Origin of the sequence: Streptomyces sp. NPDC057287 (genome assembly GCF_042667905.1) — a bacterium.
GTDB lineage: Bacteria > Actinomycetota > Actinomycetes > Streptomycetales > Streptomycetaceae > Streptomyces.
In genome coordinates this window covers 44064-64761 of sequence record NZ_JBHUYV010000030.1, presented here as the reverse complement: position 1 = coordinate 64761, position 20698 = coordinate 44064, and the positions used below count along the sequence as shown (strand labels likewise).

At 73.1% G+C, this 20698-nt stretch carries 17 protein-coding genes; 5 read left to right on the top strand and 12 right to left on the bottom strand.

Annotation, left to right across the window (positions count from 1 at the left end):
- Positions 1–19: 19 nt before the first annotated feature.
- The 4 genes from ACFUNE_RS36385 to ACFUNE_RS36370 are packed head-to-tail and all read right to left on the bottom strand — an operon-like array spanning position 20 to position 4670.
- Positions 20–1060, bottom strand: a complete 1041-nt coding sequence (locus tag ACFUNE_RS36385; protein ID WP_383577064.1) for a hypothetical protein — start codon at positions 1058–1060, stop codon at positions 20–22.
- Between the two features lie 11 nt (positions 1061–1071).
- On the bottom strand, positions 1072–2007 hold the full coding sequence (locus ACFUNE_RS36380; protein ID WP_383577062.1) for an N-acetylneuraminate synthase family protein: 936 nt from the start codon (positions 2005–2007) through the stop codon (positions 1072–1074).
- Positions 2008–2019: 12 nt separating this feature from the next.
- On the bottom strand, positions 2020–3264 hold the full coding sequence (locus ACFUNE_RS36375; RefSeq protein ID WP_383577060.1) for a cytidylyltransferase domain-containing protein: 1245 nt from the start codon (positions 3262–3264) through the stop codon (positions 2020–2022).
- Positions 3265–3284: 20 nt separating this feature from the next.
- The gene (locus ACFUNE_RS36370) at positions 3285–4670 is read right to left on the bottom strand and encodes a DUF6716 putative glycosyltransferase (RefSeq protein ID WP_383577058.1); all 1386 of its coding nucleotides are present in this window, start codon (positions 4668–4670) and stop codon (positions 3285–3287) included.
- Between the two features lie 208 nt (positions 4671–4878).
- Between ACFUNE_RS36370 and ACFUNE_RS36365 the strand changes: the two genes are divergently transcribed.
- Both ACFUNE_RS36365 and ACFUNE_RS36360 read left to right on the top strand, forming a co-directional pair.
- Positions 4879–5862, top strand: a complete 984-nt coding sequence (locus ACFUNE_RS36365; protein ID WP_383577056.1) for a glycosyltransferase family 2 protein — start codon at positions 4879–4881, stop codon at positions 5860–5862.
- Positions 5859–7199: a polysialyltransferase family glycosyltransferase gene (locus tag ACFUNE_RS36360; RefSeq protein ID WP_383577054.1), complete on the top strand. Its 1341-nt coding sequence runs from the start codon at positions 5859–5861 to the stop codon at positions 7197–7199. Before ACFUNE_RS36365 ends, ACFUNE_RS36360 begins: the two co-directional genes overlap by 4 nt.
- Positions 7200–7212: 13 nt before the next feature.
- Here ACFUNE_RS36360 and ACFUNE_RS36355 read toward each other — a convergent pair whose 3' ends face one another.
- The 6 genes from ACFUNE_RS36355 to ACFUNE_RS36330 form a co-directional block, all read right to left on the bottom strand.
- Positions 7213–8307 (bottom strand): acyltransferase, encoded by a 1095-nt coding sequence (locus ACFUNE_RS36355; RefSeq protein WP_383577052.1) that lies wholly within the window; start codon positions 8305–8307, stop codon positions 7213–7215.
- Between the two features lie 56 nt (positions 8308–8363).
- Positions 8364–10766, bottom strand: a complete 2403-nt coding sequence (locus tag ACFUNE_RS36350; protein ID WP_383577050.1) for a polysaccharide pyruvyl transferase family protein — start codon at positions 10764–10766, stop codon at positions 8364–8366.
- Complete coding sequence (locus tag ACFUNE_RS36345) at positions 10763–12052, bottom strand: hypothetical protein (RefSeq protein WP_383577048.1); 1290 nt, start codon at positions 12050–12052, stop codon at positions 10763–10765. Before ACFUNE_RS36345 ends, ACFUNE_RS36350 begins: the two co-directional genes overlap by 4 nt.
- Before the next feature lie 58 nt (positions 12053–12110).
- Positions 12111–13457 carry a polysialyltransferase family glycosyltransferase gene (locus tag ACFUNE_RS36340; protein WP_383577046.1) on the bottom strand — a complete coding sequence of 449 codons (1347 nt, stop codon included), beginning with the start codon at positions 13455–13457 and terminating at the stop codon, positions 12111–12113.
- 3 nt (positions 13458–13460) lie between these two features.
- Positions 13461–14426, bottom strand: coding sequence for a glycosyltransferase family 2 protein (locus ACFUNE_RS36335; protein ID WP_383577044.1), 966 nt, complete (start codon positions 14424–14426; stop codon positions 13461–13463).
- Between the two features lie 150 nt (positions 14427–14576).
- Positions 14577–15221 (bottom strand): TetR/AcrR family transcriptional regulator C-terminal domain-containing protein, encoded by a 645-nt coding sequence (locus tag ACFUNE_RS36330; RefSeq protein ID WP_383577042.1) that lies wholly within the window; start codon positions 15219–15221, stop codon positions 14577–14579.
- 38 nt (positions 15222–15259) lie between these two features.
- Here ACFUNE_RS36330 and ACFUNE_RS36325 point away from each other — a divergent pair, with 38 nt between their 5' ends.
- Positions 15260–16684 (top strand): FAD-dependent monooxygenase, encoded by a 1425-nt coding sequence (locus ACFUNE_RS36325; RefSeq protein WP_383577040.1) that lies wholly within the window; start codon positions 15260–15262, stop codon positions 16682–16684.
- An 18-nt stretch (positions 16685–16702) separates the two neighbouring features.
- Positions 16703–17161 (top strand): MarR family winged helix-turn-helix transcriptional regulator, encoded by a 459-nt coding sequence (locus tag ACFUNE_RS36320; protein ID WP_383577038.1) that lies wholly within the window; start codon positions 16703–16705, stop codon positions 17159–17161.
- 12 nt (positions 17162–17173) lie between these two features.
- Here the strand turns inward: ACFUNE_RS36320 and leuE are convergent, their stop codons facing one another.
- On the bottom strand, positions 17174–17833 hold the full coding sequence (leuE, locus tag ACFUNE_RS36315) for a leucine efflux protein LeuE (RefSeq protein ID WP_383577036.1): 660 nt from the start codon (positions 17831–17833) through the stop codon (positions 17174–17176).
- A gap of 73 nt (positions 17834–17906) precedes the next feature.
- Positions 17907–19487, bottom strand: coding sequence for a methylmalonyl-CoA mutase (locus ACFUNE_RS36310; RefSeq protein WP_383577034.1), 1581 nt, complete (start codon positions 19485–19487; stop codon positions 17907–17909).
- A gap of 252 nt (positions 19488–19739) precedes the next feature.
- Here ACFUNE_RS36310 and ACFUNE_RS36305 point away from each other — a divergent pair, with 252 nt between their 5' ends.
- On the top strand, positions 19740–20621 hold the full coding sequence (locus tag ACFUNE_RS36305) for a L,D-transpeptidase family protein (protein WP_383577032.1): 882 nt from the start codon (positions 19740–19742) through the stop codon (positions 20619–20621).
- Positions 20622–20698 lie beyond the last annotated feature (77 nt).

Sequence of the window (20698 nt, the reverse complement as noted above, 5' to 3'; positions counted from 1 at the left end):
GGCCGTGCCGGGTGCCCCCTCACCCCTCCGCGACCGCCGTGACCCGCCACGGCGCGAGCCGCTGCACGTCCTTGGCCGTCTCCGTGACCCCGCTCAGGAAGCCCTGGGCGCGCGGGGACGCCGTGTCGCGGAGCCACTCCGGGGCTATGTCGCACACCGCGACCTTCACACCCGTGCCCGTCAGCGCCAGCGGAAGGGTGTGCACCACCGTGGACGGGAAGCTCAGGACCGTGTGGCCGATGGGGCCCCTGCGGGCGATGAGTTCCAGAGGGAGGTCAGGGCGGACGATCTCCAGGCCGGTGGCGGATTCCAGGGCGTGGAGCTTGTCCGCGGATTCGCGCCGGTGCGCGAAGTAGCGGGTGGCGCCGTGGGTACGGGCGAGCGAGGTGACCGCCTCCTGGTACGGGACGGGGTCGACCACGCCCGTCTCCACCAGGGAGGTGCCGACCAGGTCGGCGCCCTTGGTGATGAGGGGCGGGCCGAAGCGTTCCCGGGTCCAGGCGAAGGTGTTCGCCGTGACCTCGATGCCGGCGGGAGCCTCCACCGGCATCGCGGTGAACACCTCGACGGTGCGGGTCGCCGAGGGGGTGAAACTGCGGCGGGCCGCGGAGGTGACCGGGGCCAGGAGCAGCTCGCGCGGCCCCCCGCTCCCCCGGCGGTGCCAGCGCACCAGGCGCTCGCCGCGCGCCAGCTGGGCGACGAACTCCATGGTGGCGGTGCCGTCGTCGACGACCGTGATCCGGCGGGTGCGGACCAGGCTGAGGAGCAGTTGCACGTAGCGGGAGAACGGGTCCCCGATGACGATGCGGTCGGCCTTGCGGATCAGGCCGGTCAGCGCCCGCAGGGCCTTCAGGGGCGCGCCGTTCTCTCCGCGCGCCTCCTGCCAGCGGACGGCGAGGCCCTCGTCGCGGGCCAGCTCCGCCATCCTGCGCAGCTGTCCGCGCGACATCGGGTCGACCGGGGGGAGGACGACGACCGTGGTGTCGGGTCCTCCCCGGGTGTGGGTCCACTCCAGGACGTTCAGGAGCTGGACCGGGCTCTCGACGAAGGCGAGGTTCACCGGTCGGCCCGTCAGACCGCGACCGGCTCGGCGGCCGGCGCGTTCTCGCTCTCGGCGACGACGCCCGCGACCCGGCGGAGCTTCTTCATCGGGCCGAGCTCCGACTCGTAGACCTTCTTGACCCCGTCGCCGAGCGAGGCCTCGATGGTGCGGATGTCGCGGACGAGGCGCGTGAGGCCCTGCGGCTCGACGGAGGCGGCCTGGTCGGAGCCCCACATGGCGCGGTCCAGGGTGATGTGGCGCTCGACGAACGCGGCGCCGAGCGCGACGGCGGCGAGGGTCGTCTGCAGGCCGGTCTCGTGGCCGCTGTAGCCGATCGGGACGTTCGGGAACTCCTGCTGCAGGGTGTTGATGACCCGCAGGTTGAGCTCCTCGGCCTTCGCCGGGTACGTCGACGTGGCGTGGCAGAGCAGGATGTTGTCGCTGCCGAGGACCTCCACCGCGTGCCGGATCTGCTTCGGCGTCGACATGCCGGTGGAGAGGATGACGGTGCGGCCGGTGGCGCGCAGGGCGCGGAGCAGCTCGTCGTCCGTGAGGGAGGCGGAGGCCACCTTGTGCGCGGGGACGTCGAACTTCTCCAGGAAGGCGACGGCCTCGGTGTCCCACGGGGAGGCGAACCAGTCGATGCCGCGCTTGGCGCAGTGCTCGGCGATGGCGGTGTACTCGTCCTCGCCGAACTCGACGCGGTGGCGGTAGTCGATGTACGTCATCCGGCCCCAGGGGGTGTCGCGCTCGATGTCCCACTGGTCGCGCGGGGTGCAGATCTCCGGGGTGCGCTTCTGGAACTTGACCGCGTCGCAGCCGGCGTCGGCGGCCACGTCGATCAGCGCGAGGGCGTTGTCGAGGGAGCCGTTGTGGTTGATGCCGATCTCGCCCGTGATGTAGACGGGGTGGCCGGGGCCGGCGGTGCGGGTGCCGAACGTACGCAGACGGGAGGTGCTGCTCATGGTGGTGCTTCCTTACCTGGTGGGGGTGTCGGGGGTTTCGGTGGAGAGAGTGAGGGCGGGGCCAAGGAGCCATGCCGCGATCTCGCGGATGGCGCCGGAGCCGCCGGGGTTGGTGGTCACGGCGCGCGCGGCGGCGCGTACCGAGTCGTGGGCGCTCGCGACGGCGACGGGCCAGCCCGCCAGGCCGAAGCAGGCCAGGTCGTTGACGTCGTTGCCGACGTAGAGCACGCGGTCGGGAGCGATGGACTGCTCCTCGCACCACTGCTTGAGCGCCAGGTCCTTGCGGTCGATGCCGTGCAGGACGGGGACCTGGAGTTTGCGGGCCCGGGCGGCGACGACCGGGTTCTGTTCCGTGGAGAGGATCAGGACCGGCAGGCCGGCCCGGCGCAGGGCGGCGATCCCGAGGCCGTCGCCCCGGTGCACGGCGACGATCTCGCGGCCGTCGGAGTCGATGAGGACGCGGTCGTCGGTCTGCGTCCCGTCGAAGTCGAGGACGACGGCGTCGATGTCCGCCCGGGTGGGGAACGGCGAGGGGTCCAGGAGCGGCGCGAGGGCGCGGGCGCGCGCCAGGTCGTGCGGGTCGTCGATCTCCAGGACCCGGGCGGGATCGGTCGGCACGAGCGCGGTGTGGCCGAAGAAGCGGTGGCGGTGGGTGCGGAAGCCCTCGACGTCCATGGCGTAGGCGGCGCCGGTCTCCAGGTAGTCCTGGGGCCGGTCCTGGCGGCGGGGGCGTACGGCCTTGTCGTGGTTGACGCCGTAGGTGCCGTCCTCGACCGCGCTGCCGTCGCGCCACACGAAGCCGTGGAAGGGGGCGACGGTGACCGCGGTGTCGGCGCCCTCGCGGGCGACGGCGGCGGCGACGCCGTCGATGTCGTCCCGGGTGATGAAGGGGCTCGTGCACTGGACCAGGAGGACCACGTCGGCCTTCCGGCCGTGCGCCGCAGTCTCGTAGGTGTGCAGGGCGTGGAGGACCGCTGCCTCGCTGGTCGCGGTGTCGCCGGCGATGGCGGCGGGGCGCTGTACGCAGTGCAGCCGGGCGTCCTCCCCGAGCGCCTCCGCCGCGGCCCTGGCCGCGGCCGAGATGGCCGGGTCGTCGGTCGTCACGACGACGTCCGTGACCTCGGGCGAGGACAGGCAGGCGCGGACCGCGCGGGCGACGAGCGGCACGCCGCCGACCCGGGCGAGGTTCTTCGCGGGCACGCCCTTGGATCCGCCGCGGGCGGGGATCACGGCGAGCACGGTGGGAGGCGGGGTCATGGTTGCTCCTGAATCGGTGGTCACAGCTCGCCCATCCGCCGGATCACGGGGGCGACCCGCTGGACGCCGTGGCGGTAGGCGCCGCGCGCCGCGTTGCGTACGGTTTCGCGGACCGCGCCCCGGACCCGGCCGGTCTCCTTCGGCGCGACGGCGCCGGGAAGCGGGTGGCCGTCGGGGCCCAGGTGGTGGCGGGCGAGGATGCCGGGGAGGTATCCCGGCGCCGTGGCGGGCGTGTAGTAGGGGGCGAGGCGGGGAAGCGGCCCGGCGGAGAGCAGCGCCGCGACCCGTGCGCGGGCGGTGTCGTAGGCCTGCCCGTACGTGCCGTCGGCGGCGACGCCCTGGCCTCCCAGCCACTCCTGGTCGGGATCCGGTCGGTGGCCGCCGTCGAGGTGGTCCCAGGACGTGATCAGCCCGGAGCCGATGAAGTGGTGGTTGCCGAGGGCCTCGCGGACGCCGAGGTCGGAGAGGATCGCGGTCGGGATCCTCCGGTGCAGCGACTCCAGCGCCGCGGTCGAGGAGACCGTGACCAGCAGGTCGGTGCGGTCCAGGACCTCGCCCATGTGCCCGTACACCAGGCGGAAGTTGGGCGGCAGGCCGCCGGGGAGCCGCTCCGCGAGGCGTTGGTAGGGCAGTTCCTCGATGTGTGTGGTGTGCTCGCCGGGCTTGGAGCGCAGCTTCAGCAGGACCTCGCGGCCGGGGTGCAGCCGGGCGTGCTCGACGAGCCGGCGCAGCAGGTACGTACGCTCGGCGCGGGACGCCGGGACGGAGGGCTGGGCGGCGAACACCACGGTGTCGCGTCCCTCCAGCGCCTCGTGGGGCTCGCCCCCGAGGAACGGGAGGGCAGCCTCCGTGACTGACGAGGCGTCGGCGCCGACCCCTTCGTACACCGCGCGGAAACGCTCCCCGTCGTGCCGGGAGTTGGCGAGGACGACGTCCGCGCCGTGGCGCAGCAGGAGCCCGTCCGCGAGCTTCTCGTAGACGACCCCGACGTAGCCGGTGACGACGACGGGCCTGCGGGGCAGGTCCAGTGCGGCCAGGCCGTGCAGCATCGCCTGGACCGCGCCGCCCACGAGAGCGAGGACCACGACGTCGTACCCCTCGTCCCGCACCGTGTGCAGGAACTCGACGGCCGTCACCTCGCGCACCCGTCCGGCGTCGACGCCGACCTCACCGACTTCGGCGAGCTGGCGGGGCGTCGGGGTGGCCCGGCCGCGCAGCAGCAGCCCGCTGATCTCGACGGGGCGCTCGGCCGCGCCGGTCTCCGGGGCCCCGGCGAGGCGGCGCGCGGTGAGCGCGCCCCATTTCCACCGGGTGTCGGAATCGGCGAGCACGGCTATGCGGAGCGCCGCACGGTCGGCTGCTGTGGTGGCGGCCGGAGAGGCCGCGTCATCGGTACGAGGGGGCACGTCGTAAAAGCTAGGAAGCCATTTCGATCCGCGGCCCAACGTGGTGGCAACAAATGGTTAACAGCCGGTCGACGGTTGGGGATTCACCCCGGAAATACGTCGAACCGGCGCCGCATACAGGCAGGTTCACCTTTCGGCCGCCCGCCGTTCACTTTCCGTACGAGCGGGAGTCGAGGTAAATGCCGGGGCCGCGTCTAGCGTGATGCGGGTGGTTAAGCTCTCCGTCATCGTGCCGTTCTACAACGTCCAGGCATACGCCCCCGACACGCTCAGAAGTCTGCGTTCCAATACGCGCGAGGACTTCGAGTTCATCCTCGTCGACGACTGCTCGACCGACGGGACGGCAGAACTCCTGCGCCGGGCCCGGGACGGCATCGAGGGGGTGGTCGTCCTCGGACACGAGCGCAACGCGGGTCTGGCCACCGCCCGCAACACCGGGCTGGACGCGGCCCGCGGCGAGTACATCGCCTTCCTCGACGGCGACGACTGGCTCGCTCCCGGTCACTACTCCCGCCTGCTGGCCCGGACCGAGGCCCTGGGCTGCGCGTTCGTGCGTACGGACCACGTCCAGGTCACCGGCACCGCCCGCACCGTGCGCCGCGTCCCGCACGGTCCGCGCGCAGTGGTGAGCGACCCCCGGAAGGCGATCCTGCCTGCCGGCCGGACGACGTCGGTGGACTACGCGTTCGCCTGGGCGGGCCTCTACCACCGCAGCCTGCTGGACCGTGGGCTCCTCCATTTCACCGACGGGCTGCGCACCGCCGAGGACCGGCCGTGGATCTGGCGGCTGCACCGGGAGGCGGAATCCTTCGCGGTCCTGGGGACACTCGGTCATTTCTACCGCCGCGGCGTCGCCTCGTCCCTCACCCAGATCGGCGACGAGCGGCAGCTCGATTTCATTCGCGCGTACGACCAGGTGCTGTCCGAGACGGCAGCGGACCGCGACGCGGACGAATTGCTACCGAAAGCGGTGAGGACCTACTGCGCCGTCATCTCCCACCACATCGGCTCCATCGGAAAATTCGAACCGCCGGTGGCCCGCGCCCTGAAATCACTCGCCGCGACGGCGCTCGGAAACATGCCCCGGCGCGTACTCGACGACGTCCTGGACTCCATGGACACCGAACGGGCGACCGTGCTGCGCAGGCTGCGCCGCCGGGCCGCCACCACCGAGGGAGCGGCTGCCGCGTGACCACCCAGATCTTCGTCGCCTCCGGCCTCGGCGGTGCCGCGCTGCTCGCCGCGGCACTCGACTCCGGCTGCTTCGACGACTCCCGCCGCCGCATCCTGCTGCTCTGCGAGACCACGGCGGTCCCCGAGGGGGCGGCCACGGCGTGCGCGGCGCCCGGGTTCGACCGGCTGCGCGCCCGCTTCGACGAGGTGCTCTCGTGGAACGACGCGGTCTTCCCCCTGCACCCCGGCGCCTGGACCCCCCGCGCCGACGACGTGCCCCTGTGGGAACGCCATCTGCGACGCGCGTGGGACCTCGGGGACGAGGAGGTCGAGCTGGCCCTGGAGTCCCCCCACGCGGGCCCCTCCCAGGCGCTCGCCCAGATCTTCACGGGCGGGCCGGTGACCGTGTACGCGGACGGCCTGACCGGATACGGCCCGACCCCCGGCAAGGTTCCGCCGCTGATCGGGACCCGCGTCCGGCAGCTCCTCCATCCGGATCTCCTCCCCGGCCTGCGGCCCCTGCTGCTCGGCGAGTTCGACGCCCCGCCCCGCCCCGTGCCCCCGCAGGCCCTGCGGAAGGTCTTCGGGGAGCTGGCCGACGCCACGCCGGACACCGAGGCCCCCGAGGGGTGCGCGCTCCTGCTCCTCCCCGGTACGGGAACGCTGTCCGCCGCCGACGAGACGGAGCTCCACCTGCGGATGGTCCGGGACACGGCCGCACTGGGCCACACCCACCTCGTCGTCCTGCCCCACCCCCGCGGCTCGGCCCCCGTGAGCCCGGCCCTGCGGGCGGAGGCCGCGCGGCTCGGTGCCGGGCTGACGGTCCCGGACTCCGGCCCGCCCGGCACACCGGTCCTGGCCGAGGTCCTCTTCGAGCGGCTGCGCCCCGCGCTCGTCGTCGGCCTCTCCTCGACGGCGCTGCTCACGGCGGCGGCCCACTACGGTCTGCCGGTCGCCAGGACCGGGACCGGCACCCTCCTGGAGCGCCTGACGCCGTACGAGAACCCGGCCAGGGTCCCGGCCACGATCGTCGACGCCCTGCTGCCCGACCTGTCCGGGCCCTCCGGCGTGACGGGTGGGGCGCCCCTCACCGGAGCGGGAGTGGCGGAGGCCCTCGGCGGTCTGCTGCCGGCGGTCGCCTTCGCGATGCGGCCACGCGTCCGCCCTGACCTCCGTCCGGCCGCCGAGCGCTACCTCTCCGCCCACCTGAACGCCCGGACCTGGCGGTACTTCAAACGCCGCCGCCTGGGCTCACTGGCCCTCCCCGGCATGGTGCCCGCACGTCTGGCCTTCGTCCGCCGGAGCCCCGCCCTGCGCCGACTCGCGCGGCGGGCGCGGGCACTGCGGAAGGGCTGACCCACCCCGGGGCTCAGCCCAGGAGCCGGGTCAGGCCCAGGCGGGTCCAGAGGAGGGCCGCGCCGAACGAGAGGGCGGTCGTGGCGGCGGTGATGCCGAGGGCGAGGGCCGCCGCCACCGCCGGGCCGAGATCGGCGTCGACCAGGACGTCGGTGAGGACGCCCAGCACCAGCACATGGATCATGTACGCGCCGAACGAGGCGCCCGCCAGGCGGGTCAGGGCCGGGCGCAGACGCTCCGGAACACGCAGCCGGTGCAGGGAGAGCAGGACGCCGGCGCTGAACAGGGCCACCAGGACGCTCGCGTACGGGATCGCGTAGTGCACCTCGTGCTGGTAGGCGACGACCGCGGCCAGGCAGGCGGCGGCGGGGAGCAGCCACCACAGGCTCCGTCTGCCGAACGTGCCGGCGGGCAGGGCGAGGACCAGGGCTCCGAGGACCGCGTAGATGAGCTGGTACGGGCCGAAGCCCCAGCCGAAGCGCGGCAGGTCCAGGTCCGTCACCTTCGACAGGTCGCCGAAGAGGGTCGGGGCGGCCCCCAGTACGAGGAGGGCCGCGCCGAGACCCCAGGGCCGCCTGCCCGACTTCACCAGGGCGGCGAAGCCGAGGAGCATGATCACGGGGATGTAGGCGTACAGATACCAGAGGTGGTACGCCGGGCGTACCGAGGCGAACAGCGCGTCGAGCCCCAGCTCGCCCGCCGGTGCGCTGTTGGTGCCCCGTAGCCGGCCCCACGCCACGTAGAACACCGTCCATACGGCGAGGGGCACCAGGATCCGCACGATCCGCTGCCACAGCTGCCGGCCGTCCCGGACGGGGGCGCCGGCCAGGACGACCCACCCGGCGATCGCGAAGAACAGCGGTACGGCGAAGCGGCCCGCCGAGTCCGCCACCAGGCCCGCCCAGTAGGTGCCGGGGCCGCCGGCGGCCTCGCGGCCCGCCGTGTTCACGAACGCGGAGCCCGTGTGGCAGAGGATCACGCCGACGGAACAGAGCAGCCGGATCAGATCGATGTCGTACCGGTGTTCGCGGGGCGGGCGGTGCTCGGGAGCGGGCTGCGGGAGGTGCGCGGGGGCGGCCGAGCCGGCCTGGGAGACGGAGGAAGGCATGGTCCTCGAAGGCTACGAACGCGCGGGCACCGGGTGAACTCCGGCCGGGTGAACAGTCACTTCGTCCGGGTGTCGGGCAGGTGAAGGCCCGGTGCCGCCTCGGCGGTCCTGGGGCCGGGGACGTACGGGGCGGGGCGCTCGGCGAAGTGGTCGGGGAGCCCGAAGAGGCCCTGGAGCTCGGCGAGGTTGGCCCGGGTCACCGACCACAGGTGCTCCTGGCGGCCGTGCACGTCGGCCACGGCCGCCGGGTGGTCGTCCAGCACGTGCGCGGCGCGCTCGGCGAGGCGGGCGCCCAGTGCCCGGTCGTGGACGGACACCCCCCAGTCGGGGCGGTCGATGTCCGCGAGGAAGTAGGCGAGTTTGGGGTGCGAGACCAGGCTGATGACCGGCGTGCCGCAGCCGAAGGGAATCATTCCCGCGTGCCCGCGCATTCCGATCACCAGGCGTGTGCGCCGGTAGAGCTCACGGATCCGGTCGTTGGAGAACAGGTACAGGGGCTCCACCGGGAGGGCCGTGCCGTGTTCGCGGCGCAGGTCGTGGACGAACTTCTCGTCGGCCGGCATGTGGGCGGCGTAGCGGACCTCGGCTCGCGCACCGATGGCGCGCACCGCGGCTGCCGTCTCGGCCAGGAAGTGTCCGTAGTCGTGGCCGAAGCGAAGACCGGCCCGGTCGTACGCGCAGTTGATCAGCACCGTGTCGTCCCGGTCGGTGCCGTCCTCCAGGCGGTCGTCCAGGGCGGGGTCGAGGTGCCGGGCCACGGTCGTCGGGCACGGCTGGTAGCGCACCCGGTCCCGCATCTCCTCCGGCAGGAGCTCCCTGACGCGGTCCACGGAACCCTGGTTGCGCAGCCCGAAGAAGGCCGACTTCCCGACGAGGGCGCGCAGGCTCTCCGCGAAGCGCTCCCGGCGGTAGCGCTGACCGTCGAAGACGTTGTAGCCGACCGCGAAGACGGCGAGCGGCGTCGTGATCCGGGCCAGGGCGTCGTCGGGGATGTTCCACTGCCAGCCGCTGTTGCTGTTGGGCGCGGTGTCCGGGAGGAACAGCCCGCCGCCCCCGACGACGATGCCGCGCCGCGCGTTCAGCTCCTCCAGCACGGACTCGTCGACCAGCCGGTGCACCGACCGCTCGTGCCAGCGGGCGGGCCCGGTGTCGGGGCCGAAGCACATCCGCACCGCTTCGGGGAGCACCTTGTCGCCGGCGTTCTCCTGACCGTCGGCGAACAGCGCGACATGGGCGAGCTGTTCGTGTGCGGGCGCCGGAGCGGCCTCGCCGTTGGGAGCGGGTCCCGGGGCGGCCTCGCCGACGGGAGCGGGCGCCGGGCGCGTACGCGCGTACCAGGCGTGGCAGTTGCCGTCGGTGGGGTCCGCGTCGAGCCCCTCGCGCGCGTAGGCGTGCGCGTCGTCCCCGCGCCCCAGCAGCCAGGCGAGCCGGGCGAGCTGTCCGTAGGCGCGGGCGGCGAAGTCGGGTGAGACGGTGGCCAGGAGGAGGTGCGCCTCGGCCTCCTCGTAGCGGGACAGGGCCATCAGGCTGATGCCCAGCGTCTCGTGGCAGCGCGGCAGGTCGGGCCGGTCCGCCACGGCCGGGGTCAGCAGGGCCACGGCCTCGTCGTAGCGGCCCTGCTGCCGGTGCACCTCGGCGACCTGGCGCACCAGGTCCACCGGCGCACGCCGCCCCTCGGGGAACGGCAGGGCGCAGTGCAGGAGCAGTTCGGGGTGCTTGGGCCCCGGCAGGGCGCAGTAGGCGGCGCGGAACGCCTCGTCGTCCATCTCGTAGCGCTCGCGCGCCTCCTGCGCCGGGGTTCCGGGCGCCGGGTCCGCACCGAAGTGGAGGACGACGGTGCTCCCGGGCACAGGGGTGTCGTCGTACGGCCGGCCCGCCGGGACGTCGTAGCGGGAGCCGAGCGGTTCGAGGAGTCCGGCCTCGGTCAGCGCACGGTCCACCGCGTCCTCGCCGCCTCCGGCCAATGCGTCCAGCAGGGTGTCCGTCACGTCCTGGCGCTGGACCACCAGCAGCCCGCCGTCCAGGACGGTCCGCCCGCCGCCCTGACCGGGCTGCGGGACCGCGGCCACCCCCGTGCGCAGGGTCAGCAGCGGGAGCAGGGATCCGAGGACGACCATGCCGGTGCCGAGCACCACGACCGTGTCGTAGTCCGCCGCCCGGAAGGCGTCGAGGCGGCTCCGCGCGTGACGCGGGACGAGCCGCGGGTGCAGCCGGCGGGCCGCGTCGAACGCGGAGTCGGGCAGGCCGGGGTGCAGCACGAGGAAGTCCTCGCAGACGGTGGGGTCGGCCAGCGCGAGGCTCCGCAGCAGCACCAGGAGACCGGGCATCCGGGCCTCGTCGGTCCAGGCGGCGAAAGCGGTCCTCCGCTTGCCGGTGACGGCGCGCCTGTCGTCGGCGTCGGGCACGGCGGCCGGTCCGCCCCCGGTGGGGTCGGTGCGTCTGTCGGCGGGGGTGGTCATCGCAGCGCGGTCCTCATCTCGGTCTCGTCCTCATGTGTCGCGCGGGCCGTGACCCACTCGCGCTCGCGCGGCTGCAGTTGCCCCGGCAGTCCGAAGCCGATGAGGTCCAGCCGGCCGGCCGCGTCCAGGAAGTCCAGGAGCCGGAGCACGGTGAACGCGGTGCCGGCGCGCGGACCCCAGCCGTCCTCGCCGAGCAGCGCCGGATCGTCCAGGGGGTGCCGCAGCGAGGCGTCCCCGATGCCGTCCTGCGCGCCGGGGACCAGGCGGGCGCGCAGCGACCGGCGCCAGTGCGGCAGCGGATCGCCGAAGACCAGCCGGGTGCCCGTCGGGCGGTGCCAGGCGGGGCCCGTCCACGGGGTGTCCCCGCGCAGGGTGACGGCGTGCAGGTCGGTGCGCGGGGCGGTGGGCGGCAGGGTGTCGCAGCGCACCACCAGGTCGTATCCGTCGATCAGTTCGGCGAGCGGGCTGCCCGGGACGCGTTCCTCGTCGGCGATCCGGGGTGCGCCGGAGACCAGGCAGACGGAGCGTCCGGCGACCAGGCGGCGCAGCGCGCCGACCCCGACCGGCTCGGCGCCCGCCAGCAGGGGGTCGACGAGCCTGTCCCGGTCGAGCAGCCGGCGGTGGGCGGCGTACAGGGCGGTGAGGCGGCGGACGTCCGGGTCGGCCATCCCGCCGCCCTCGGCGGTCCGCCGGCGGACCGCCTCGGCGAAGTCGGTGCGGACCTGTGCGGCGGGGGCGTTGTGCAGCGCCCGCAGCCGGGCGCCGTCCTCGCCGGGGAGCAGCCCGGCGGCCTCGTCCAGACAGGTGCGGAGGTCCTTCAGAGTGGCGATCCGGTGCGCGATGTCCTCGGCCGACGACGGGTTCTGCTGCAGCGCCAGATGCCGCTCGTAGGCCCCCACCGCCTCGTCGCGGTGGCCCAGTGCGTCCAGTGCGCCGCCTCGCAGCCGCCAGGCGCCCTTGGACCTGGAGCGCAGCGCGGTGGCCTCGACGGCGACGGCCAGGGCGAGCCATGCCTCGGCCTCCCCGCCGGTCTCCAGGGCGCGCCGACCGGTGCGCAGCAGGGCGTCGAACGGGTCGTCCTCGTCGGTGCCGCAGGCCGTCGTGAGGCCGCCGATGGCGGCGACGAGCCGGGCCTGCCGGGCGTCGCCCAGGGCCCCGCCCGCCGCGAGGCCCTCCAGGTAGTCACCGCACAGGCGCAGGGCGGCGGTCGGCGCGGGCCTCGCCGTGCCGCCCTGCCCGGTTCTCGCCCGTACCGCCTTGAGCAGCCCCGTGAAGGTCTGGCCCATGCTCGTTCCGCCGTTCTGTCATCAGTGGCCGGCCGGGGCACGCGCCCCGGTTCCGGGGTCAGAGGCCCAGGCTGCTGCGGGTGCGCCGTACGGTGCGGCGCAGCCGGATCGCCGCTCCTCGGGGGCCGCCGCCGGGCAGGGTGAGCTTCTGCAGGCGGCGGCGCTTGAAGTAGTGCTGCGTGGTGCTGTCCAGGTGGTCCCGCAGCCAGGCCTCGGCCTCGGCGCGCAGCGTGGGGTGGAGCCCGGACTGCATGCAGTAGCCGACCGTCCGGACCAGGGGCGCGAGGGTCTCCGGGGCGAAGGGAGGCAGTGCGGGCACCGGTTCGCCGGCCTGCTCGTCCAGGTCGGGCACGAGGTGGTCGACGATCGTCAGCGGGACGCGGTTGCTGTTCTCGTACGGGGTGATGCGGTCCAGGACGAGGCGGGTGCCGACCCGTGCGACGGGGATGCCGTAGTACACGGCGGCGGTGAACATCGCGGTCGAGAAGCAGCCGACGACGAGCGTGGGCGCGCACCGCTCGTAGAGGGTCTCGGCGAGCAGCGGGCCGTCCAGCGTGGTCAGCCGCACCCCGAGCTCGGTGGCGGCGTCGTCGAGTGCCCGGGAGTAGCGCGCCGGTGCGGTGGGGTGCGGCTTGAAGAGGACGGAGGTGTGGCCGGCCCGGGCCGCGCCGCGCAGCATGCGCAGGTGCAGGTCCTCCTCCTCCTCGGCCGTGAGGATGTTCAGGGCGGCGAGGTACTGGCCGAGGAGCACGGCCGTGGGCGCCTCGGCCACGGCCTCCGCGAGCCGGCGGTCGCCGTCCGCCGCCCCGGCGATCTCGCCGAGGACGGCGCGGAAGGCGTCGTTCGGTACGAGCTCGGGCTCGACGCCGGACTCGGCGAGGAGGAGCGGGCGCAGCCCCGGTACGAGATCCAGGTGGAGCACCCGCTGAACGCGGCAGGCGATGGAGCGCGGCACCTTGTTGCGGGTCGGGCCGTAGCTCATCAGGCCGTCCGCGTAGACGTGCACGGCGCTCTCGGAGAAGATCGCGGCCAGTGCGCGGGCCGGGTTGACCTGGATGGATTCGACGGCGAGATCGACGGGGCCGTCGGGGTCGATGTCCCAGGCGAGACGGAAGGCGCGCTGCCAGAGCTCGGTCTCCTCGGCGCGCGGGCCCCAGCCGCTCGGGTGGTGCGGGCTGATCGCGTCGTTCCAGTCGACGACCGAGTCGAAGCGGGCGGCGATGCCCCCGTAGCCCCGCATCTCCTCCAGCCGGAGGGCGGTTTCGGGGATCGCCGCGTTGTTGGAGACGAGCAGGACGCGGTGGCTGTCCTGTCCGGGACCGAACCGGCCGGCGTCCAGCGCCGCCGCGAGCGTGGCCGCCCCGTACAGGGTCGACACCTGGAAGATCTGGGTGCGCGTGGGCATGGGTCAGGCGGCCTTCTGCTTGTCACGCAGGCGGTTGAGCAGGGTGCTGCGCCTGGTGTCCATCATCGTCAGGGTGTGGTCGAGCACCTGTTGCGGCATACGGTGCAGCGCGGCTGCCGACTCGTGGCGCAGGCGCCGGAAGGTGGCGGGCTCGTAGGCGTCCGCCTTCTCGTTGTGGAAGGCGATCATCGCGCAGTAGGTGCGGACCGCCTTGGGGAGGAGGAGCTCGGCGTCCGGGTCCTCGCGGATCTCGTCGATCAGGGTGTCGTAGGCGGGGAAGAAGTCCAGCTGGCGCGAGTCCTTGATCTGCGTCAGGGACGTGGTGACGCCGCGCCGGTAGAAGACGCCGTACAGGTTGAGCGCCGCACAGGTGCGGGCCCTCAGGTGCAGCTGCCAGATCCACAGCCGGTCCTCGGCTGTTCGCAGCCGGGTGTCGAAGCGGTGGCCGCCGTCCTCGAAGAGCCGCCGGTGGTAGACGCCCGCCCAGACGAAGGGGTAGTCGACCATCGTCTCCCATTCGGGAGCGGCGATGCCTTCGCGCGGGTCCGTCACCGTGTTGCGGAGCCGGGCCGGGGCGCGCCGCACGACCCGGCTGGTCCCGGTGGCCTGGACGTGGTCGGTGCGGGCGAAGTCGCAGTCCAGCTCGGCGGCGGCGTGCAGCAGCCGGGCCAGGTGCCCGGGGGCGTACCAGTCGTCGCCGTCGAGGAAGGTGACGAAGTCACCTCGGGCCGCGTCGATGCCGCTGTTGCGGGCCGCCGCGATGCCGGCGTTCCTCTCGTGCCGGATGACCTCGGCGTGCGGGAGCCTGTCGGCCCAGCGGTCGACGACGGCCGGTGTGTCGTCCGTGGAGCAGTCGTCGACCAGCAGGAACTCGATGTCGGGGCCCGCGTTACGGGCAAGGCTGCCCAGCGTCGTGTCGGCGAAGGGGCCGACATTGTGGAACGGGACGACAACGGACAGTTTCGGCACGCGGGCCCTCGCCTTCGATCATGGTCCGGTCACGCTAGTGACGCGGGTGAAGGAGCGGGTGTCGTCCGGCCCGACGAAGGGTGAACTCTGGGCGTCCTCGGGGTGACCCAGCGCGGGGCGACCCGCGACGGGGCGGCCGGGCGGGGCTGTTCAGCCCGCCCCGTACCGCGCCTCGATGCCCGCGACGACGATCCGCAGGCCGTCCTCGAAGCGTTCGTCGTAGTTGCTGAAGATCTCGGCTCCGGCCGCCGCGGCGAGGGGATAGCGCTCCAGCCGTGCGGCCCGTTCGCCGACGTCGTAGCCTTCCCGCCGCTCGTCCGGCATCGGCTGGACGCCCTGCTCCTCGGTGACGAAGCCCATCGTGTAGGCGTTCACCGTCGTGCCCGCGCGCACGGCCTGCCACAGCTCGAAGCCTGCGTCGACCATGGTGCGGAGATGGCTTTCGAGTCCGTCGGCGTGGTCGGTGCCGGTGAACCGGGCTCCGCTGTAGACCTTGGCCCCGTCGCGGTAGCGCAGCAGCGCGCCGCGCAGCGCGCTCTGGTAGGCGACCATCTGCTCCTGCCAGCCGCGCGGGGCGGGGCCGGGCAGGTCACCCTCCAGCATGCGGCGGTACATGACCGTCGCCATCTCGTCGAGCAGCGCCTGCTTGTCCTTGAAGTGCCAGTAGAGCGCGGGCGCCTTGACGTCCAGCTCCCTGGCGATGGCGCGCAGGGTCAAGCCGTCGAGACCCACTTCGTTCAGCAGCCTCAGCGCCGTGTCGGCGACGCGCGCCCGGTCGATCTTCGTCGTTCCCACCTTGACAATTTAACAGCGTTAAGCACACACTCCCAATCATGGAACTTAACAGCGTTAAGGAAACCGACGTGCTCATCGCCGGCGCCGGCCCCAGCGGCCTCGCCCTGGCCTGCGACCTCGCCCGGCGCGGCGTGCGCGCCCTCGTCGTCGAGCAGGCCCCCTCGCTCTTCCCCGGCTCCCGGGGCAAGGGCATCCAGCCGCGCACCCGGGAGGTGCTGGACGACCTCGGCGTGGGCGACGCCGTACGGGCCCACGGCGGAGCCGCACCCGTCGGGATGACGTGGAAGGACGGTGAGCGCCAGGGCGCGTACGACATGTTCCGCCGCGCGGCACCCACCGAGGCGGAGCCGTACGGGGAGCCCTGGACGATGCCGCAGTGGCGGACCCAGGAGATCCTGCTCGCGCGCCTCCGCGAACTGGGCGGCGACGTCCTCTTCTCGGCCGCCCTCACCGGCCTCTCCCAGGACGACGACGGGGTCACCGCCCGGCTCACCACCGGCGAGGTGCGCGCCGCCCACCTGGTCGCGGCGGACGGCGGACGCTCCACCGTGCGGCGCGCGCTGGGCATCACGATGGAGGGCGAGGTCGTCGACCCCTCCCCCTCCCTGGTGGCCGACGTCCGGATCACCGAGGCCGCCCTGGACCGGCTCAACTGGCACATCTTCCTGAGCGACGCGGGCATGGTCACGCTCTGCCCGCTGCCGGGGACGGCGGACTTCCAGCTGGTCGCCCAGTTCAAGGAGGGGGCGCCCGACACCACGCCGGAGGGCGTACGGGCACTCGTCGCCGCCCGCACGCACCTGAGCGGGGACGACGTCACCGAGGTGCGCTGGTCGTCGGACTTCCGCCCGCGCGCCGCACTGGCCGACCGGTTCCGCGAGGGCCGGGTCTTCCTCACCGGCGACGCCGCGCACGTCCACTCCCCGGCCGGCGGCCAGGGGCTGAACACCAGCGTCCAGGACGCCTACAACCTCGGCTGGAAGCTCGGCCAGGTCCTGCTCCACGGTGCACCCGCCGGCCTGCTGGACACCTACGAGCAGGAGCGCCGCCCGGTCGCCGCCGAGATGCTGGGCCTGTCGACCCGCATCCACCGGGGCGAACAGGAACGGGGCACCGCGGCCCAGCAGTTGGGCCTCGGGTACCGCGAAGGCCCGCTCGCGTCGGGCCGCGCGGGGCTCCTGGAAGCCGGCGACCGCGCGCCGGACGGGCCCGCGGGCGAGGGCAGGCGCCTCTTCGAGGCCTTCGCGGGGCCGCACTTCACGCTGCTCGCGGTCGGCACGGACGCCGCGCTCCCCGCGCACGACGGCGCACTCCTGCGCGTCCTCCGCACCGAGGCGGCCGAGGCCTACGGCAAGGGCCTGTTCCTGGTGCGGCCCGACGGCTACATCGGGTGGGCGGGCGAGGACACTTCGGGGCTCGCGGAGTACGCCGGACGCGTGGGCCTTGACCTCAACTTTGCTTGAGGTCCTACGGTCCAGGACATGGACTACTCACATGACGACGCGGGACTCGCACGCCAGCCCATCGGCTACTGGGCCTGGGCCGCCCATGACGCGGCCGTCACCCACATCCGGGCCGCCCTGGCCGAACACACGCTGACCCAGCCGCCCTGGTGGGTCCTGAACCAGCTCACCGACGCGGACGAGAAGGGCCGTCCGCGCGCCGACGTGGTCGCGACGCTCCGCGGCTACCTGAACATGGGCGACGCATTGGAGCCCGAGATCGACACCCTGATCGTCAGGGGCCTGGTCACGCAGGACCCCGCCACCCGCCTGCGGCTGACCCCGGAGGGACACGAGCTGCACGCGGCGGCCGCCGAACGGGTGGGCCGCGCGCTCGCGGACATCCACGCCGGTGTCACGGACGAGGAGTACGTCGCCACCCTCAAGGTCCTCCAGCGGATGATCCACAACGTGGGCGGCAAGGCCTGGCACCACTGACCACCGCCGCGCTCACACGCTGCTGAACGACAGCTTCGCCGCGAACCCGAGGAACAGCACACCCGCCGCCGAAGTGGCCCCTGCCGACAGCCGCTTGCGGCGGCGGAAGGCGGCGGACAGGCGGGTGCCGCCGAATATGAGCGCCGAGAGGTAGAGGAAGCTGCCGATCTGCAGCAGGGTGCCCAGCAGCAGGAAGGACAGGCCGGGGTAGGCGTAGCCCGGATCGACGAACTGCACGAAGAAGGAGATGAGGAACAGGATCAGCTTGGGATTGAAGAGGCTGACCACGAGCGCCCGCCGGTAGGGATGCTCCGTCTCCTTCGCGGAGGCCTCCTCCTCCACTCCCAGCCCGGCCATGTGCTGGTGCCGTTCGCGCCACATCGACACGGCCGTCCGCATCATCCCGATCGCCATCCAGGTCAGATAGCCCGCGCCCGCGTACTTGACGACCGCGAACAGCAGCGGCGTCGTCTGCAGCAGGGAGGCGGCGCCGAGCGCGGACAGCGTCATCAGGATCGTGTCCCCGGTCCACACCCCGGCGGCGGCCACGTAACCCGTGCGCACCCCGCGTCTGGCGCCGACGGAAAGCACGTACAGCGAGTTCGGACCCGGCAGGAGGATGATCAGCACCAGGCCGGCGAGATAGGTCGGAAGATCGGTGACACCTAGCATGAACGGAGTGTCGCACGCGGCTACGACACTCCGTTCAGCCGTTCCACATCGCGGAGAGCCGCGAAAGGGGTCCTCAGAACGCGTCCGTCGGGACGTACGCGCCCCAGACCTCCCGCAGGGCGTCGCAGACCTCGCCCACCGTGGCCCGCGCCGCGAGGGCGTCCTTCATCGGGTGGAGCACGTTGTCCGTACCCTCCGCCGCCTTCTTCAGTTCCACGAGCGCCGCGTCCACCGCTCCCTGGTCGCGCTCCGCGCGGAGCTTCGCCAGCCGGGCCGCCTGCCGGGCCTCGATCGCCGGGTCGACGCGGAGCGGCTCGTACGGCTCCTCCTCGTCCAGGCGGAAGCGGTTGACGCCGACGACCACGCGCTCGCCGCTGTCCGTCTCCTGCGCGATGCGGTAGGCGCTGCGCTCGATCTCGCTCTTCTGGAAGCCGCGCTCGATGGCGCCGACCGCGCCGCCCATGTCCTCGACCCTGGCCATCAGCTCCAGGGCCGCGGCCTCGACGTCGTCGGTCATCCTCTCGACGACGTAGCTGCCGGCGAAGGGGTCGACGGTGGCCGTCACGTCCGTCTCGTACGCCAGGACCTGCTGGGTGCGCAGCGCGAGTCGCGCCGACTTGTCCGTCGGCAGGGCGATGGCCTCGTCGAAGGAGTTGGTGTGGAGCGACTGCGTGCCTCCGAGGACCGCGCCCAGGCCCTGCACGGCGACCCGGACGAGGTTGACCTCCGGCTGCTGGGCGGTGAGCTGGACGCCCGCGGTCTGGGTGTGGAAGCGCAGCATCAGCGACTTGGGGTTCTCCGCACCGAACTCCTCCCGCATCACCCGCGCCCAGATCCGGCGCGCGGCACGGAATTTGGCGACCTCTTCGAGGATCGTCGTACGGGCGACGAAGAAGAAGGAGAGCCTCGGCGCGAAGTCGTCCACGTCCATGCCGGCCGCCACGGCGGTGCGGAGGTACTCGATGCCGTCCGCGAGGGTGAAAGCGATCTCCTGCGCGGGCGAGGCACCCGCCTCGGCCATGTGGTAGCCGGAGATCGAGATGGTGTTCCACTTCGGGATCTCGGCCCGGCAGTACTTGAAGATGTCGGCGATGAGCCGCAGCGACGGCTTCGGCGGGAAGATGTAGGTGCCCCGGGCGATGTACTCCTTGAGCACGTCGTTCTGGACGGTGCCCGTCAGCCGGTCGGCCGGCACTCCCTGCTCCTCTGCCACCAGTTGGTAGAGCAGCAGGAGGAGCGCGGCGGGGGCGTTGATGGTCATCGAGGTCGAGACCTCGCCCAGCGGGATCCCGTCGAAGAGGACGCGCATGTCGTCGACCGAGTCGATCGCCACCCCGACCTTGCCGACCTCGCCGGAGGCGATGGGGGCGTCCGAGTCGTGCCCCATCTGGGTCGGCAGGTCGAACGCGACGGACAGACCGGCCGTGCCGTTGGCGATCAGCTGCTTGTAGCGGGCGTTGGACTCGGTGGCGGTGCCGAATCCCGCGTACTGCCGCATCGTCCACGGGCGGCCCGTGTACATCGTGGGGTAGACACCACGCGTGAAGGGGTAGGCGCCCGGCGCGCCCAGCTTCTCCTCGGCCGACCAGCCGTCGAGGGCCTCCGGCCCGTACACCGGCTCGATGGGCAGTCCCGACTCGGACTCACGCGTCATGTGCTGTGCCTCCCGCTCAAGCTGCTTGTCGGTAACACATCGTGCGACGGACTCGGCGACGGCGCCACGGCCCGCGCGAGCACCCGCCGGGACCTTGCTCACGGCTCGTCCCCGAGGACCCGGACGCACGTCTCCCATCATGCGCAGGATTCGGCAACCGGGCAGAGCGGGAATCCGTCTCATGAGATGCCCGTCCACGCGCGACGGGTCACGCGCGACCGGCGCCGCGACGGCGAGCCAGGGGGCAGAGAAATGGGACGCGTACGGGAGAACAGCCACGCGCGCAGCGTGCGTGCGGCGGCCGCGGCGGCTGTCGGCGTGCTCGCGCTGGCCGCACTGACGACCGGCTGCAAGGTCGAGAAGGTGGGGGCGGCGGAACCCACCGCCGCCGTGACGGAGCCGGGCCCGCGCCCCACGGACGACGCCAAGCCGGGCGGCGACCCGGCACCCCCCACGGCCACCGGCTCACGGAGCCCGAGCGCGCGCCCCACCCCGGAGCCCAGGACCCTGATGTCCGTCGGCGACCGGAGCGGGCGCGTACGGGAGCTCCAGGCCCGGCTGCGCCAGATCGGGCACTTCGACCGCAGTCCGACCGGGTACTACGGCACCGTCACCGTGGCCGCCGTGCAGTCCTTCCAGGGCAAACGGCACCTGTCCCGGACGGGCAGGACCGACACGGTCACCTGGGAGCGGCTGCTCGCGATGACCCGGAAGCCGACGGCGAAGGAACTCGACCCGCCCGCCGCCGGGCCGGCGGTCGCGAAGCCCGACGCCCGCTGTCTGAAGGGCCGCGTCCTGTGCATCAGCAAGAACAGCCGCACGCTGTCGTGGATGATCGACGGCAGGGTCGTCTCCTCGATGGACGTGCGGTTCGGCTCCCAGTACACGCCCACCCGTGACGGCGTCTTCTCGGTGTACTGGAAGTCCCGCCACCACGTGTCGACGCTCTACGACTCCCCCATGCCGTACGCCATGTTCTTCAGCGGCGGCCAGGCGGTGCACTACTCGTCGGACTTCGCGGCGCGCGGCTACAGCGGCGCCTCGCACGGATGTGTGAACGTGCGGGACGAGGGGAAGATCGCGTCGCTCTTCGCCCAGGTGCGGGACGGCGACAAGGTCGTCATCTACTGGTAGCGCGCACTCGGCGGATCAGGGGCGCGGGCGGGACCGGGGGAACGTGTCCCGCCCGCGCCGGATGCGCTGAGCCGAAG